The 15,212-nt window shown below is 64.5% G+C and carries 13 protein-coding genes; 4 read left to right on the top strand and 9 right to left on the bottom strand.

Translation table 11 applies throughout. From position 1 onward, the window contains the following. Positions 1-9 precede the first annotated feature (9 nt). From M8997_RS04565 to M8997_RS04525, 9 genes are all read right to left on the bottom strand, one after another. Entirely contained in the window at positions 10-1,671 is a 1,662-nt protein-coding gene (locus M8997_RS04565) for an ABC transporter ATP-binding protein (RefSeq protein ID WP_250014138.1), read from the bottom strand. Then, positions 1,671-2,495, bottom strand: a complete 825-nt coding sequence (locus M8997_RS04560; protein WP_250014137.1) for an ABC transporter permease — start codon at positions 2,493-2,495, stop codon at positions 1,671-1,673. The genes M8997_RS04565 and M8997_RS04560 overlap by 1 nt, the downstream gene beginning before the upstream one ends. 8 nt (positions 2,496-2,503) lie before the next feature. Further along, positions 2,504-3,463, bottom strand: a complete 960-nt coding sequence (locus M8997_RS04555) for an ABC transporter permease (protein WP_250014136.1) — start codon at positions 3,461-3,463, stop codon at positions 2,504-2,506. A 13-nt stretch (positions 3,464-3,476) separates the two neighbouring features. Continuing rightward, the gene (locus M8997_RS04550; protein ID WP_250014135.1) at positions 3,477-5,066 is read right to left on the bottom strand and encodes an ABC transporter substrate-binding protein; all 1,590 of its coding nucleotides are present in this window, start codon (positions 5,064-5,066) and stop codon (positions 3,477-3,479) included. Between the two features lie 110 nt (positions 5,067-5,176). After that, entirely contained in the window at positions 5,177-7,180 is a 2,004-nt protein-coding gene (locus M8997_RS04545) for a CocE/NonD family hydrolase (protein ID WP_250014134.1), read from the bottom strand. 180 nt (positions 7,181-7,360) lie between these two features. After that, positions 7,361-8,119: an ABC transporter permease gene (locus M8997_RS04540; protein WP_250014401.1), complete on the bottom strand. Its 759-nt coding sequence runs from the start codon at positions 8,117-8,119 to the stop codon at positions 7,361-7,363. Between the two features lie 86 nt (positions 8,120-8,205). Beyond that, complete coding sequence (locus tag M8997_RS04535; RefSeq protein ID WP_371929510.1) at positions 8,206-8,928, bottom strand: ABC transporter permease; 723 nt, start codon at positions 8,926-8,928, stop codon at positions 8,206-8,208. Between the two features lie 96 nt (positions 8,929-9,024). Then, complete coding sequence (locus M8997_RS04530; protein WP_250014131.1) at positions 9,025-9,822, bottom strand: transporter substrate-binding domain-containing protein; 798 nt, start codon at positions 9,820-9,822, stop codon at positions 9,025-9,027. A 53-nt stretch (positions 9,823-9,875) separates the two neighbouring features. Beyond that, positions 9,876-10,685, bottom strand: coding sequence for an ABC transporter ATP-binding protein (locus M8997_RS04525; protein WP_250014129.1), 810 nt, complete (start codon positions 10,683-10,685; stop codon positions 9,876-9,878). A gap of 191 nt (positions 10,686-10,876) precedes the next feature. Here M8997_RS04525 and M8997_RS04520 point away from each other — a divergent pair, with 191 nt between their 5' ends. Genes M8997_RS04520 through M8997_RS04505 form a run of 4 tightly spaced genes read left to right on the top strand, consistent with a single transcriptional unit; the run spans position 10,877 to position 15,196 of the window. After that, entirely contained in the window at positions 10,877-11,749 is an 873-nt protein-coding gene (locus tag M8997_RS04520) for a dimethylarginine dimethylaminohydrolase family protein (protein ID WP_250014127.1), read from the top strand. Continuing rightward, positions 11,746-12,399 (top strand): TetR family transcriptional regulator C-terminal domain-containing protein, encoded by a 654-nt coding sequence (locus M8997_RS04515; protein WP_250014125.1) that lies wholly within the window; start codon positions 11,746-11,748, stop codon positions 12,397-12,399. The genes M8997_RS04520 and M8997_RS04515 overlap by 4 nt, the downstream gene beginning before the upstream one ends. Continuing rightward, complete coding sequence (locus M8997_RS04510; RefSeq protein ID WP_250014399.1) at positions 12,399-13,586, top strand: pyridoxal phosphate-dependent aminotransferase; 1,188 nt, start codon at positions 12,399-12,401, stop codon at positions 13,584-13,586. Before M8997_RS04515 ends, M8997_RS04510 begins: the two co-directional genes overlap by 1 nt. Beyond that, entirely contained in the window at positions 13,583-15,196 is a 1,614-nt protein-coding gene (locus M8997_RS04505) for a 5-guanidino-2-oxopentanoate decarboxylase (RefSeq protein WP_250014123.1), read from the top strand. Before M8997_RS04510 ends, M8997_RS04505 begins: the two co-directional genes overlap by 4 nt. Positions 15,197-15,212 lie beyond the last annotated feature (16 nt).

Here is a 15,212-nt window from a genome sequence, read left to right as displayed (position 1 = left end):
GACCAGCCCTCAATTGCCGGCGCTGGCCATCTTGCGGGTCTTCATCGCGTTTTCCAGCCAGCCGAGCTCCATTTCCGGCACGGAGGACAGCAGCAGTTCCGTATAGGCGTCGAAGGGCGGCTTCAGCACCTCGTCGCGCGGCCCGTAGCGCACCACCTCGCCGCGATACATGACCGCGATGGAATCCGAGATCGATTTCACCGTGGCAAGGTCGTGGGTGATGAACAGATAGGCGACGTTCTCCTCCTGCTGCAGGGCGAGCAGCAGCTTCAGGATGCCGTCGGCCACCAGCGGATCGAGCGCGCTCGTCACCTCGTCGCAGATGATCAGCTTGGGCTTGGCCGCGAGCGCACGGGCGATGCAGACGCGCTGCTTCTGCCCGCCCGACAGTTCCGCCGGATAGCGATCGGCGAAGCCCTTGCCCATCTCGATCTTGTCCAGAAGCTCGGCGACGCGCCTGTCGCGCTCGCTGCCGCGCATGTTGAAATAGAATTCCAGCGGCCGGCCGATGATCGTGCCGACCGTCTGGCGTGGATTCATCGCCGTGTCCGCCATCTGGTAGATCATCTGCAATTCGCGCAGATCGTCGCGCTTGCGGCTGGCGAGCCGCGGCGAAAGCTGCCGCCCGTCGAACTCGATGCTGCCTTCCATCGGCGGCAGCAGCCCGGTGATCACCCGCGCCAGCGTCGACTTGCCGGAACCGGATTCGCCGACCACCGCCACCGTCTGCCCGAGATGGATGTCGAGCGAGACGTTCTTCAACACCTTGACCTGCCCGCCGCCATAGGCCGCGGTGATGCCCCTCGCCGCGAGGATGGGCGCGCCGGAAGCGGGCTTCTGCCGGTGCGGGATGTGATGGACCGAGACGAGCTGGCGCGTATAGTCCTCGCGCGGCTCCTTGATGATCTGCCGGGTTTCGCCATATTCCACCGTCTTGCCATGGCGCAGCACCATGATGTCGTCCGCCACCTGGGCAACGACGGCAAGATCATGGGTGATGTAGAGCGCCGCCACATTGGTGTCGCGGATAGCATCCTTGATCGAGGCGAGAACGTCGATCTGCGTCGTCACGTCCAGCGCCGTCGTCGGCTCGTCGAAGACGATGAGATCGGGCTCCGAGCACAGCGCCATGGCGGTCATCGCCCGCTGCAGCTGCCCGCCGGATACCTGATGCGGAAAACGGTCGCCGAACGTATCGGGATTGGGCAGGCCGAGCTTGCGGAACAGGCCGACGGCGCGCTTCTCCGCCTCGGCCCTGGAGCAAATCCTGTGCTGGCGCGCCGCTTCCGTCACCTGGTCCATCAGCTTGCGCGCCGGATTGAACGCGGCGGCGGCCGATTGCGCCACGTAGCACACTTCCCGCCCCCGCACCTGGCGCAGCAGCCGCGCCCCGCCCTTGGTGATGTCGCGGCCATTGAGCACGACTTCGCCGCCGGTGATGCGCACGCCGCCGCGGCCATAGCTCATGCTGGAAAGGCCGACGGTGGATTTGCCGGCGCCGGATTCGCCGATGAGCCCGAGCACCTTGCCGCGCTCCAGCGCCAGCGATACGCCATCGACGATGACGATGTCGCGCGGCGGCTCTCCGGGCGGATAGCTCGTCGCCTCGATGCGCAGGCCGCGTATGTCGAGCAGCCGCGCGCTCTTGTCCTTTGCCGCAAGCCTCGCCATCAGCCGCGCCCTCCCTTCAAACTTGTGGTGCGGTTCAATATCCAGTCGGCGACGAGATTGACCGATATCGCCAGGACGGCGATCGCCGCCGCGGGAATGAGCGCCGCGGGAATGCCGAAGACGATGCCCTCCTTGTTTTCCTTGACCATGCCGCCCCAATCCGCGTCCGGCGGCTGCACGCCGAGCCCGAGGAAGGACAGCGCGGAGAGGAAGAGCACCGCGAAGATGAAGCGCAGGCCGAGTTCCGCCACCAGCGGCGTCAGCGCATTGGGCAAAATCTCGCGGAAGATGACCCACATCTTGCCCTCGCCGCGAAGCTTGGCCGCCTCGACGAAATCCATGACATTGATGTCCACCGCCACGGCGCGGGCAAGGCGGTAGACACGGGTCGCGTCGAGAAGACCCATCACCAGGATGAGCGTGACCACATTGGTCGGCAGCACCGAAAGCACCACCAGCGCGAAGATCAGCGTCGGTATCGCCATGATCAGATCGACGAAACGCGACATGAGCTGATCGAACCAGCCGCCGATGACCGCCGCCGCGAAGCCGAGGACCGAACCCAGTATGAACGACAGGGCGGTGGCGAGCGCGGCGATGAAGATGGTGATGCGTGCGCCATAGATCAGGCGCGACAGGAGATCGCGCCCGAGATTGTCGGTGCCGAGCAGATATTTCGCCGACATCGGCTCCCAGACGTCGCCGACGGTTTCGCCTACGGGATAAGGCGCGACCCATGGCGCGAACACGGCGGCGAAGACGAAGAGCGCAGTGAGAACGAGGCCGATCCAGGCGCTGACGGGAATGTTCCTGATGCTTGACATGGCCGGCCTCATTTCGGGTGCCTGAGGCGAGGATTGGAGACGATCGCCACGATGTCGGCGACGATGTTGAGCGTCACATAGACGGCGGCGAAGACCAGCCCGCAGGCCTGGACCACCGGCACGTCCCGCTTGGCCACATGGTCGACCAGATATTGCCCCATGCCCGGATAGACGAAGATGACCTCGACCACGACGACGCCGACGACGAGGAAGGCAAGGTTGAGCATGACGACATTGACGATCGGCGCGACGGCATTCGGAAAGGCGTGCCGGGTGATGATCTGCAACGGCGTCAGGCCCTTGAGCTCCGCCGTTTCCACATAGGCCGATTGCATCACGTTCAGGATGGCGGCGCGGGTCATGCGCATCATGTGGGCGAGCACCACCAGCGTCAGCACCGTCACCGGCAATGCGATGGCGCTGAGCCGCTCACCGAGCGTCATGCCGTCGAAAACGGTGGAGACGCTCGGAAACCATTGCAGGCGCACGGCGACGAAATAGATCAACAGGTAGCCGGTGAAGAATTCGGGCAGCGAGGTCGATGCCAGCCCGAGGCCGGAAATGAGCCTGTCGACGAAACCGTTGCGATAGCGCACCGCGAGCAGGCCGAGGCCGATCGCCAGCGGAATGGAGACGATCGCCGCCCAGAAGGCCAGGAACAGCGTGTTCCACAGCCTGCCCTTCAACGACGACGCTATGTCCTGCCCGCTCGACAAGGCGGTGCCGAGATCGCCGGTGAGCACGCCGCCGAGCCAGCGGAAATAACGGATATAGGCCGGATCGTTCAGCCCCATGTCCCGCCGCAGGTTTTCGAGCGCCTGCGGCGTGGCGGACTGGCCCAATATGGATTGCGCAACGTCACCGGGCAGGATCTGGGTGCCGACGAAGATCAGCACCGAGACCGCCAGGAGCAGCAGGATGCCCATCGCTATGCGCTGGGCAACCAGTTTGAGTACCGGGAGGCTCATCCGAACGGCCCGGTCAGGCGTTCAGCCAGCAGCGCGACAGCGCATAACCCCCGCTCATCTCCTGATTGCCGTCAGGCACCCAGCCGCCGACCTTGGCGCTGGTCGCATCGATGAAATCGTTGAACATCGGCACGATCACGCCGCCCTCGTCGCGCACGATCGTCCCCATGTCGCGATAGATCTGCTTGCGCTTGGTCTCGTCCAGCTCGCCGCGCGCCGTAATCAGCATCTTGTCGAACTTCTCGTTGAAGAAGCGCGTATCGTTCCAGTCCGCGGTCGACAGATAGGCGGTCGAATACATCTGGTCCTGCGTCGGGCGTCCGCCCCAGTAGGATTCGGAGAATGGCTGCTTGTTCCACACCTCCGACCAGTAGCCGTCGCCCGGCTCGCGCTTGACCTCGATGGTGATCCCGGCCTTCGCGGCGCTCTGCTGGTAGAGCTGGGCCGCATCGACCGCGCCCGGAAAGGCGACATCCGACGTGCGCAGCAGGACAGGACCGTCATGGCCGGACTTCTTGAAATGGAAGGCAGCCTTGTCGGGATCATAGGCGCGCTGCTCGATATCGTCCGAGAACAGCGGATAGGCCTTGTTGATGGGGAAGTCATTGCCGACCGAGCCATAGCCGCGCAGGATCTTCTCCACCATGTCCTCGCGGTTCATCGCATATTTCAGCGCCAGCCGCAGGTCGTTATTGTCGAATGGCGCAGTGTTGCAATGGGCGATGAACACGTAATGCCCCTTGCCGGCGACGTTCTGGATGGTGACGCCAGGCACGCGCTTGACGAGATCGACGATCTTCGGCTCGACGCGGTTGATCATGTGGACCTGGCCCGACTGCAGCGCGGATGTGCGCGCCGTGGCGTCGTTGATGACGATGATCTCGATCTGCTCGGCATGGCCGCGCTTGTCGCCGTTCCAGTAATTGGCGAATTTCGCGCCGATATGCCGTACGCCCGGCTCTTCCGTCACCACCTTGTAGGGTCCGGTGCCGATGCCGGCGGTCGGCTTGTCCTTGCCGCCATTGGGCTGGATCATCAGGTGATAATCATCCAGCAGGAACGGCAGGTCGGCATTGGGTTCCTTGAGCGTGAAGACGACCGTGTCGCCATCGCGCTTGACATTGGAGATGCCGCCCATGACGCCGAGAGCGCCGGATTTCGAATTGGCGTCCGAATGCCGCTCCATGGTCGCGACCACGTCGTCGGGCGTCATCGTCTTGCCATCGTGGAACTCGACATCCTTGCGGATCTTGAAGGTCCAGACCTTGGCGTCGTCCGAGGAGCCCCATTCCTCGGCGAGCTTGGCCTGGAGCGTGCCGTCCGGCTGGATCTCCACCAGCTGTTCGCCCCATTGGCGGCCGAACTTGTAGGGAACCTGGCTCTGCCAGGTGGCGGGGTCGAGACTGTCCGTCGAGGCGCCGCCCTGCATGCCGGCCTTGAGCGTGCCGCCCTTGACCGGCCCTTCGGCCAGCGCGGCGCTGCCGAGCAGGGAATTGGCGAAAACGCTGGTGACGCCAAGGGCCGCGGCCCGGCCGAGGAAGTCGCGGCGCGACAGTTTTCCCTGGGCTACCCGGCGGCTCAGATAATCGAGTTCTCTGGACATTCTACTTTCCCCTTCTTTTTATGGAGGCGCATGGCGCCAGCCGGTTATGTGAAATATTCAACTCTATCGTCGCAAATTTCAACTCGTCATTCCAGTCGCGGTGCAATGCCTCAAATGAAATGGCGTTCGATCGTTTCGTCAAAGTCCCGCTCGAACGCGAGTTCGTCGTTCTCATAGGCCTCGATGCGGCCCGTGAGATAGAAATGCCCGGCGTCCGAGCGCATCGTCGTGAAGGTCTCCGTCCTTATCCGCCAGTCGTCCCGTCCGGATATTTCCGTCCAGTGCGTCTCGCCGCGCGCCGACAGCGGATCGCCCGGATCGATCTCCCAGCGCTCGCGGGCGGTGCCGCCATGGATCAGCCCGTGATCCCGGTCGCGGGCCTCGCCGAAATCATCCTCGATGACGAGCGCGATCCTGCCGCTGACCTGGTCATGCTCGATATGGCGCCTGTTGGCGGCTTCCCGCAGGATGTCGAGCTGCCATGGCGCGGCCGCTTCCGGTTCGGCGAAGGTCCATTCATCGCCCTCTGCCAGCTTTCGGGCGGGAATGTCGATCCGGCCGGCGCTCAATGTCAGGCTCGCCTGCTGCGGCGAGGGCCAGACCATCGGCCAGTAGGACGAGGAAACGGCCACCCTCAGCCTGTGCCCGGCCGGGATGCGATAGGCGATGTCGTCGAGCTTGAAGCTGATGCGGTATTCCTGCCCCGGTTCCAGCGGCTGCGGCGCGTCGTGGCCGCCGCGATGGCAAAGATTGAAGACGCCATAGGTGATGCGCGTCGAGGCGCCGTCCGGATGCACGTCGCAGAGCCGCACGGCGACCATCGCCACCGGCCTGTCGCTCGCCAGCGTCAAGCTGATTTCCGGCGCGCCGACAATGTCGATCGTCTCGTCCAGCGCCCGGTCGTAGCATAGCGACAGCGCATCGTCGCGGCGCTGGTCGCCCGGCAGTTCCGGCCCCAGCCATATGGCGCAATATTCGCCGCCCATCATGCCGCAATCCTGCGGCGAGGAGACGAGATGGGCGAAAGCCGCACCGGCTTCGTCGGCCAGCACCATGCCGGAACCGAGATGGTAGCTGCGGCTGCCGATCGTGGCGGACGGCCATTGCGGCTCGGCGATCCAGCACCCCGGGCGCTCCGTGTACCAGCTCTTCGGCCGGACGCTGTCCATGAGGTAGCCGCGATAGGCCGGATCGCCCTCGACGCCGGTGTCGATATCCTTCAGCCAGCGATCCCACCAGCGCAGTGCCTCCTGCAGGAAGCCGATGCGCGGCGCCGGCACGGCGAAATGCGGATATTTGTGCACCCAGGGGCCGATGATGCCCTTCACCGGCGCGCCGATACCCTGCATCAGCCGCGGCACGGCGTTCTTGTAGGCATCGCCCCAGCCGCCGATGGCCAGGGTCGCCGCCTTGATCGAAGCGAAATCCTCGCAGACGGAACCGCGCTTCCAATAGGCGTCGCGCGTCTGGTGCCGCAGCCAGACCGCCGGCAGGAACGGTTCGTTCTCCAGCCGCTCGCGCCACATGTCGCGCCATTTCTCGCCGCGCAAGGCAGGGTCCGGCGCGCGCGAGGAATAGGCCAGCATCGTCGCGCCCCAGCCGAGATTCTCGTTGAGCAGCAGCCCGCCCTTGTAATGGATATCGTCGGCATAGCGGTCGTCGGTGGAACAGAGCGTGATGATCGCCTTGAGTGCCGGCGGCTGCAGGGCCGCGACCTGCAGCGAATTGAACCCGCCCCAGGAAATCCCCATCATGCCGACGGTGCCGCTGCACCAGGGCTGGCTGGCGATCCAGGCGATGACATCGCAGGCGTCGCCTAGCTCCTGTTCGGAATATTCATCCTCCATCAGCCCTTCGGAATCGCCATTGCCGCGCATGTCGACGCGCAGGCAGGCATAGCCATGGCCGGCGAAATAGGGATGGGTGAGATTGTCCCGCGCAGTGGTGCCGTCGCGCTTGCGGTAGGGAAGAAATTCCAGGATCGCCGGCACCGGCTGTTCGGAAGCGTCGTCCGGCATCCAGACCCGCGCCGAGAGCCGGCAGCCATCCGGCATTGCGATGCCCATGTCGGCATGTTCGATGATATTGCGTGGAAACCTGTCTACCGTCCGCATTACCCGCCCTTGTTGCCTCGCCCCGATGGAAATGGACGAACCGCCTGCAGCCGCCGGCGGTCGAGCTCCTGATTCCCGTCTTTACGAGGTTTACCTATGCCACTATGCGCACTTGCTCAACCGCTGCATAAAACACTTGCGACATTCGAGCCGTCATTTGCGCCACCTTCCCATTCTTCCTCAACCGAGACGCGAGGGGATCAGCCGTTCCAGCTTGCGGAACAGAAAAACGATGATGCCGGTGATGATCAGGTAACCGGCGGCCAGCAGCAGGAGCGGCTCATAGGTGATGAACGTATCCTGCCGCACGCGCGAGGCGACCGAATAAAGATCGACCACCGTGATGGTTGCGACAAGCGGCGTCGATTTCAACTGCAGGACCGCCTCGCCCGCCAGCGTCGGCAACGCCCGGTGGATCGCCTGCGGCAGCCAGATGCGCCTGAGGATAGTGAAGCGCCGCATGCCGAAGGCGCGTGCCGCCTCGAGCTGACCCTTCGGCACGCCGGCAAAGGCTCCGCGCATGACCTCGCCCTCATAGCCGGCATAGGACAGCGTCAGCGCAAGCACCGCATAGGGCCAGGCCTGGCGCAGATAGGGCCAGAGCTCGGAACCCCTGATCCAGGGATATTGTGGAAAAAGCGAGCCGAGGCCGTAATAGAGCAGCCATAATTGCAAGAGCAGCGGCGTGCCGCGAATGACGGTGCAGAACCATCTGGCCGGTATGGCGAAGATCGCGGGGCCGGCGGCCTGCGCAAGGCCGAGCGGCACCGCCAGAAGAAAGCCCAGCACCACCGTCACGACGAGAATCCAGATCGTCCGCCACAAGCCTTGCAGGATCAGCCCGCCATAGGAGGGCAGCCAGTCCCAGCGCATGAAGATGGCTGCCGAGGCCACCAGCGCCAGGCCGATCAGCACCAGAACGATCCGGTGCGGCGGCATGTCCCTCAGCCGGAATGGCGGCCCGCCCTCCTTGTGGATGGAAAAGGTATCCAGCGGCGTTTCGAGCTTGGGTGCGGTATTGCTCATCAGCGCGCCCCTTTCGCCGATGGCAGGCCGCGGCGCGCCCATTTCTCGATCCGGCCGATGATGGCGTTGGAAAACAGCGTGACAAGGAGATAGAGCGCTCCCGCCGCCATGAAGAACAGGAAATAGGCCTTGGTGGCCCCGGCCGCCTGCCGCGTCTCCAGCGTCAGTTCGCTGAAGCCCACCACGGCCAGCAAGGCGGTGTCCTTGGTGGAAATGAGCCAGAGATTGGCCAATCCCGGCAACGCATAGGGCAGCATCGCCGGCAGCGTGATGCGCCGCATCATCAGCATCGGCCCCATGCCATAGGCGCGCGCCGCTTCGATCTCGCCTTGCGGTATGGCCTTGATCGCGCCGCGCAGCACTTCCGTCGCATAGGCGCCCTGCACGAAGCCGAGCACGACGATGCCCGCCACCAGCCCATTGATGTCGACCCGGGCATAGCCGGCGGATTCGAGCACGCGGTTGATGAGATCGGTACCGGCATAATAGAGAAGAAGGATCAGCACGAGTTCGGGAACCGCGCGCACCACGGTGGTATAGATCGCGGCGAGATCCCTGGCGATCGGCCCGCCATAGAGCTTGGCATAGGCGCCGAGCGTGCCGATCATCAGTCCCATGGCGAAGGAGCCGAAGGCGATCTGCAGCGAATGCAGCAGCCCGCGCAGGAGATTGCCGCCCCAGCCGGGCGGGCTGGGCGACAGCAGTGCCAGAAGGTCGAGCACAGCCTGCGGCACGAGGGATGCGTCGGTCAATCCAGCCTCACTTGAACGCTTGTCGGGAGGGGAAAGCCGGGACCGTCAGGCCCCGGCCAGCGAGGCTCAACCGCCGAAAATATCGAAGTTGAAGTACTTCTTCGAGATTTCGTCATATTTGCCGTTGGCGCGGATGCCCTTGATCGCGGCGTTCATCTTTTCCTTCATCGCCGTATCGCCCTTGCGTATGCCGACACCGACACCCGGCCCCAGCACTTCGAGATCGTCGGCGACCTTGCCCTTGATCTCGCAACAGGCCTTGCCCGTATCCGTGGCGGCGAAAGTCTCCAGCGCAAGCGCATCGGCCTGCGTCGCGTCAATGCGTCCGGCCGCGAGATCCTGGTTGGCCTCGTCCTGCGTCTGGTATTCCTTGATCTCGGCTGCGGTATCGCCGAAATGCTTCTTCACATAGGCCTGGTGCACGGTCGAGACCTGGACGCCGATGATCTTGTCCTTCAGCCCCTCCGGCGTCGGCTCCATCTTCACGTCCTTCGAGCCGAGAATGACCGTCGGCGTATTATAGTACTTGTCCGAAAAATCGATGGTTTTCTCGCGCTCGGCGGTGATCGACATCGAGGCGGTGATGATGTCGATCTTCTTCGTGGTCAGCGCCGGAATGATGCCATCCCACGACACCGGCGTGATCTCGCAGTCGAGCTTGGCCTCCTCGCACAGCGCCATGGCGATCTCGACTTCCCAGCCCTGCCACTTGCCGGAAGCATCCGGCGAGGCGAAGGGCGGATAGGGTTCCGCGGCAATGCCGACTTTCACGGTCTCGGCCTTGGCCATGCCCATCGTGGCGGCCATTCCCATCGTGGCGGCCACGACACCGGCGGCGATGGCTGATTTTACGAGCATCTTCATTCTGGTCTCCATGCTTGTTGTTCCCCGGTTTTCCCGTTCATTGTTAATTTCATTCATGAGACAGTGCGTATAAACTGCTTCAAACGCTCGGATTTTGGCGATCCGAACAACTCGTCCGGCGGCCCTTCCTCCTCCACGATCCCATTGTGCAGGTAGATGACATGGCTCGCGACCTCGCGGGCGAACTTCATCTCATGCGTCACCAGCAGCATGGTGCGGCCCTCGGCGGCCAGGTCGGCGATGACCTTGAGCACCTCGCCCACCAGTTCCGGATCGAGCGCCGATGTCGGCTCGTCGAACAGCATCACGCGCGGCTGAATGGCCAGCGCCCGCGCAATGGCGGCGCGTTGCTGCTGCCCGCCCGACAGAAAGGCGGGATAGACATCGCGCTTCGCCGACAGGCCGACGCGTTCCAGCAATTGCTCGCCGATCGCCACCGCCTCGTCGCGCTTCATGCCGAGAACGTGGATCGGCACCTCGACCACGTTCTGCATCAAGGTCATGTGCTGCCAAAGGTTGAAATTCTGGAACACCATACCGAGACGGCTTCTGATGCGCTCGATCTGGCGCCGGTTGGCCGGCACCTGCCCGCCCGCGCCGTCGCTGACCATCTCGACCTCCTCGCCATTGATGCGAATGACGCCGCTGGTCGGGTTTTCGAGGAAGTTGACGCAGCGCAGGAAGGTCGATTTTCCCGAACCGCTGCCGCCGATGAGCGCGACGACATCGCCATCCTTCGCCGTCAGCGAGACGCCCTTGAGCACTTCCAGCGCGCCGAAGCGCTTGTGCAGGTTCGAGACATGGAGCGCCTCGCCTTGCGAGGCCGAAGGATGGGTGAGCGGGCTGGCGGTGCTCATCGTCATTCGGATGATTCCATCTGGCTCATTCGGACGATCCCATCCGGGCTGGGACTGCAGAAATCATCATAACGATATTGATCCGCCTCTTTTGTCAGCACAGGTCTTGCTTGCCTGAATTTAACGCATCACACCACTTGCGCTCTAATTATGCAAGCGTATAAATATCGTCCGCGACAATTTTTCGAGAGCATAAGATGACCGCATTCGGTTCCCAATCCATGGCCCTGCCCCTCAAACGCGTCATCATGCGCATGCCCGACAGGGTCATGGCCGGTGCGGAACCCCATGTCTGGCACTATGGCGAGCAGTTCGACCCGATCCGCGCCTCGGAGCAGCATCGCGTCTTCGCCGATCTCGTTGCGCGCTCGGGCGCTGATATCACCTGGATCAGGGACGGCAATGACGGACTTTCGGATTCGATCTTCACGCACGACCCTTCGCTTGTGACCGACCATGGCGCGGTGCTTCTGCGCATGGGCAAGCGCCTGCGCATGGAGGAGCCGGACCTTCATGGCGACACCTACCAGCAGATGGGCGTGCCTTTGCTTGGCAGGATCGAGGCGCCGGGCACCGTCGAAGGCGGCGATTGCGTCTGGGTCGATGCGACGACGCTTGCCGTCGGCCGCGGCGTGCGCACCAACCAGGCCGGCATCGAGCAGCTGGCGGCGATCCTGAGGCCTTTCGGCATCAGCGTTCTCGGCTTCGACCTGCCGCTCTGGCACGGCGAAGAGGCCTGCCTGCACCTGATGTCGATCATCTCGCCCCTCGCCGAAGATCTGGCGCTCGTGCACATGCCGCTCTTGCCCGCCGCCTTCTACCAATTGTTGAAGCAGCGCGGCATTCGCCTGATCGCGGCGCCGGAACAGGAATTCGCCGCCAGCAACGGCCTCAACCTCAATGTCCTGCCGACCGCGCCCTTCGAGGTGATCGCCGTCGCCGGCTTCGATGGCACGAGGGCGGTGATGGAAGCCGCCGGCTGCACGGTGACCACTTTCGAGGCCGACGCGCTGTGCATCGCCTGCGAGGGCGGCCCGACCTGCCTGACGCGGCCCGTCTGGCGCCAATGAAGCCGCAGCCCGCCACACGCAAGAGCTTCCGCCGCGAGGGCGAGGACAAGCGCCGCGAGGATCTCATCGCCGCGACGCTGCAATGTGTGGCGGAGCGCGGGCTCGCCGGGGCGACCGTGCGCGAAATTGCACTGAGGGCCGATGTGACCCCCGGCCTCATCCGCTATTATTTCCCCGCCAAGGACGATCTCATCGGCGCCGCCTACCGGGCGGTCATGGGCAGGATGACCGTCCAGGCCGGCGCTGCCTTGCTCAATGCCGATGACAATCCCCGCTCCCGCCTCGCGGCCTTCGTCACCGCCAATCTCGGCGCGCCAATCATGGACCCGCACAATCTGTCGCTCTGGGCCGGCTTCATCGGCCTCGTTCATGCGGACGCCGCCATGGCCGCCGCCCACCGGGACGGCTATCTCGGCTTTCGCGACGAGCTGGAAGCGCTGATCCGCGCCGCCTTGCTGGCCGAGGGCAAGCCCGCAGCGCCAGCCATCACCCGCCGCCACGCCATCGCCATCAATGCCGTCATCGACGGCCTCTGGCTCGAAGGCTGCCTTGCCGGCGATATTTTCAGCGATGGGGAGTTGGCCGCGACCGGCATCGGCGCTATCGAGGCTATACTTGGAATCTCACTAACCGAAGGAGGCGCCCAATGATGCGCTTTGCATCCGTCACCGATCGCCTTGCAGGACTGGGCTCCGACAAATGGGCGGTGCACATGCGCGCCCGCGAAATGAAGCGCGAGGGCATCGATATCGTCGAGCTTACCATTGGCGAGCCCGATATCCCGACCCCGGCCGACATGATCGACATTGCCGACAAGGCCATGCGCGCCGGCCGCACCGGCTATTCGAACGGGCGCGGCGAACCGGCCGTGCTGGCGGAGCTTGCCCGCAAATATACGCTGCGGACCGGCCGCCAGATCGATGCCGACAACATCATGTGCTTCCCCGGCACGCAGACGGCGCTCTCGCTCGTCATGCTCGGCCTTGCCGAGGCGGGCGACGAGATCATCACCGGCGATCCGCTCTACGCCACCTATGACGGCGTCATCAGGGCAACGGGCGCAACGCGCGTATCGGTTCCGCTGCATGTGGAAAACGGCTTCCGCATGCAGGCCGCGGACCTCGAAAAGGTCATCACGCCGCGCTCGAAGGTGCTGCTCCTGAATACGCCGCACAATCCGACCGGCGCCGTCCTCAGCGACAGGGAGATCGGCGAGATCGGCGAGGTCTGCCGGCGCCACAATCTCTGGATCGTGTCGGACGAGGTCTACGAACTTCTCATCTTCGACGGGAAGTTCGCTTCGCCGGTCGACCGCGCGGAACTGGCCGACCGGGCGATTGCGGTGGCTTCGATCTCCAAATCGCACGCGGCGCCGGGCTTTCGCAGCGGCTGGTGCGTCGGGCCGAAGGAGTTCACCCGGCGGCTGCTGCCGCTGTCGGAATCGCTGCTCTTCGGCGTCCAGCCCTTCATAGCCGACATGACCGCCTATGCGCTGGGCCAGCCAGCGGCGGCGGCGGCAACGATGCGGACCAATTTCCTGCGCCGCGCCGAGCGCATCTCCGAACGGCTCGACGGCGTTGCCGGCATCGTCTCGAAAGTGCCGCAGGCAGGCATGTTCATCCTCGCCGACATACGTGCGAGCGGCCTCAGCGGGCAGGATTTCGCCATGCGCCTCCTCGAGGAGGAACACGTCGCCGTCATGCCCGGCGAATCGTTCGGCGCCAACCTGTCCGGCTATCTGAGACTGAGCCTCAGCGTTGCCGACGACCAGATCGATACCGCCTGCGCCGGCATCGTCCGCCTCGCCTCCCGCCTCCAGCAACGGAAATCGGCATGACGACGGTCGGCGAAGCACTCGTACAACTCCTCGAGGCCTATCATGTCGATACGGTGTTCGGCATTCCGGGCGTCCACACGATCGAACTCTATCGCGGCCTCGCGCGCTCCAGCATACGCCACATCACCCCGCGCCATGAACAGGGCGCCGGCTTCATGGCGGATGGCTATGCGCGCGCCACCGGCAAGCCCGGCGTCGCCTTCGTCATCACGGGACCGGGAATAACCAATACGATCACCGCCATGGGCCAGGCGCGCGCCGATTCCGTGCCGATGCTGGTCATTTCGGGCGTCAACCAGCGCGATTCCCTCGGCAAGGGCATGGGTTTCCTGCATGAATTGCCCAACCAGCGCGCCATGCTGCAGACCGTCGCGATGTTTTCGCACCGTATCGAGACGCCGGGCGAACTGCCCATCGTGCTTGCGCGCGCCTTCGCCCTCTTCGCCTCCAGGCGGCCGGGGCCTGTGCATATCGAAATCCCGCTCGACGTCATGGCGCTGCCGCTCGATGGCGCCCGGCGGCTCGATTTCGACGCGCCGCTGCCGCAGATGTCGGCGGAAACCATGGCCGAGCTCACCCGCCTCTGCGCAACGGCCGAACAACCGCTCATCCTGATCGGCGGCGGCGCGAAGGGGGCGGCGACCGAAATCGCGCAGCTTGCCGAAAGGCTCGGCGCTCCGGTCGTTTCCACCACCAATGCGCGCGGCATCATGTATGGACATCCGCTGATCGTGCCGGCCAGCGCCAGCCTGAAGGCGGTGCGCAACCTGATCGCCGAAAGCGATCTCGTCATCGGCATCGGCACCGAGATGGGCCCGACCGATTACGACATGTATGGCGATGGCGGCTTTCCGGCGATGAAGCGCTTCGTCAGGATCGACATCGATGCGGCGCAACTGGACCGCTGGCCGGCATTCCTGCCGATCGAGGCCTCGGCGCAACAGGCGGTCTCGGCCCTCGTCGCCGCCCTGCCCCCTGGCCGCAATGCGGCCGCAATGCCCGATCGCCGCCATGCCGGTACGGGCGAAGAGCGCGCCGCGAAGGTGCGCGAGGCGGCCTGGACGGAACTCGCCCCCCGCACCCGGGCGCATGTCGGCTTCCTCAACATGCTGCGCGATACCTTGCCCGGTTCGCTGATCGTCGGCGACTCCACCCAGACCGTCTATTCCGGCAACATGTATTTCGACCATGACAGGGTCGGCGGCTGGTTCAATGCCGCAACCGGCTTCGGCGCCCTCGGTTTCGGCCCGCCCGCTGCCATCGGCGCGGCGCTCGGCAGGCCCGAAGCCGCGACCATCTGCCTTGTCGGCGATGGCGGCTTCCAGTTCGTGCTGGGCGAACTCGGCGCCGCAATCGACGAGGACGTGCCCGTCATCTTCATCGTCTGGAACAATAATGGCTATCAGGAGATCGAGCGCGCCATGGTGGAGGTGGACATCGAGCCGGTCGGCGTGCGTCCGTCGCCGCCGGACTACCTGCTGATCGCGCAGGCCTATGGCATCGAGGCAACCCGCCTCGCCTCCATCGACGAGTTGCCGGAAGCGCTGTCGAAGGCAAGAGCTGCGGGCAAGCCCTGCCTCATCGAGATCGAGGAAAGACTGGTCGGCTGACAGGCAGCCGACCAAA

Origin of the sequence: Phyllobacterium sp. 21LDTY02-6, from assembly GCF_023554255.2 — a bacterium.
Lineage (GTDB): Bacteria > Pseudomonadota > Alphaproteobacteria > Rhizobiales > Rhizobiaceae > Phyllobacterium.
Note: the sequence above shows the minus strand (reverse complement) of the source record. Positions and strands in the feature narration are given on the sequence as shown.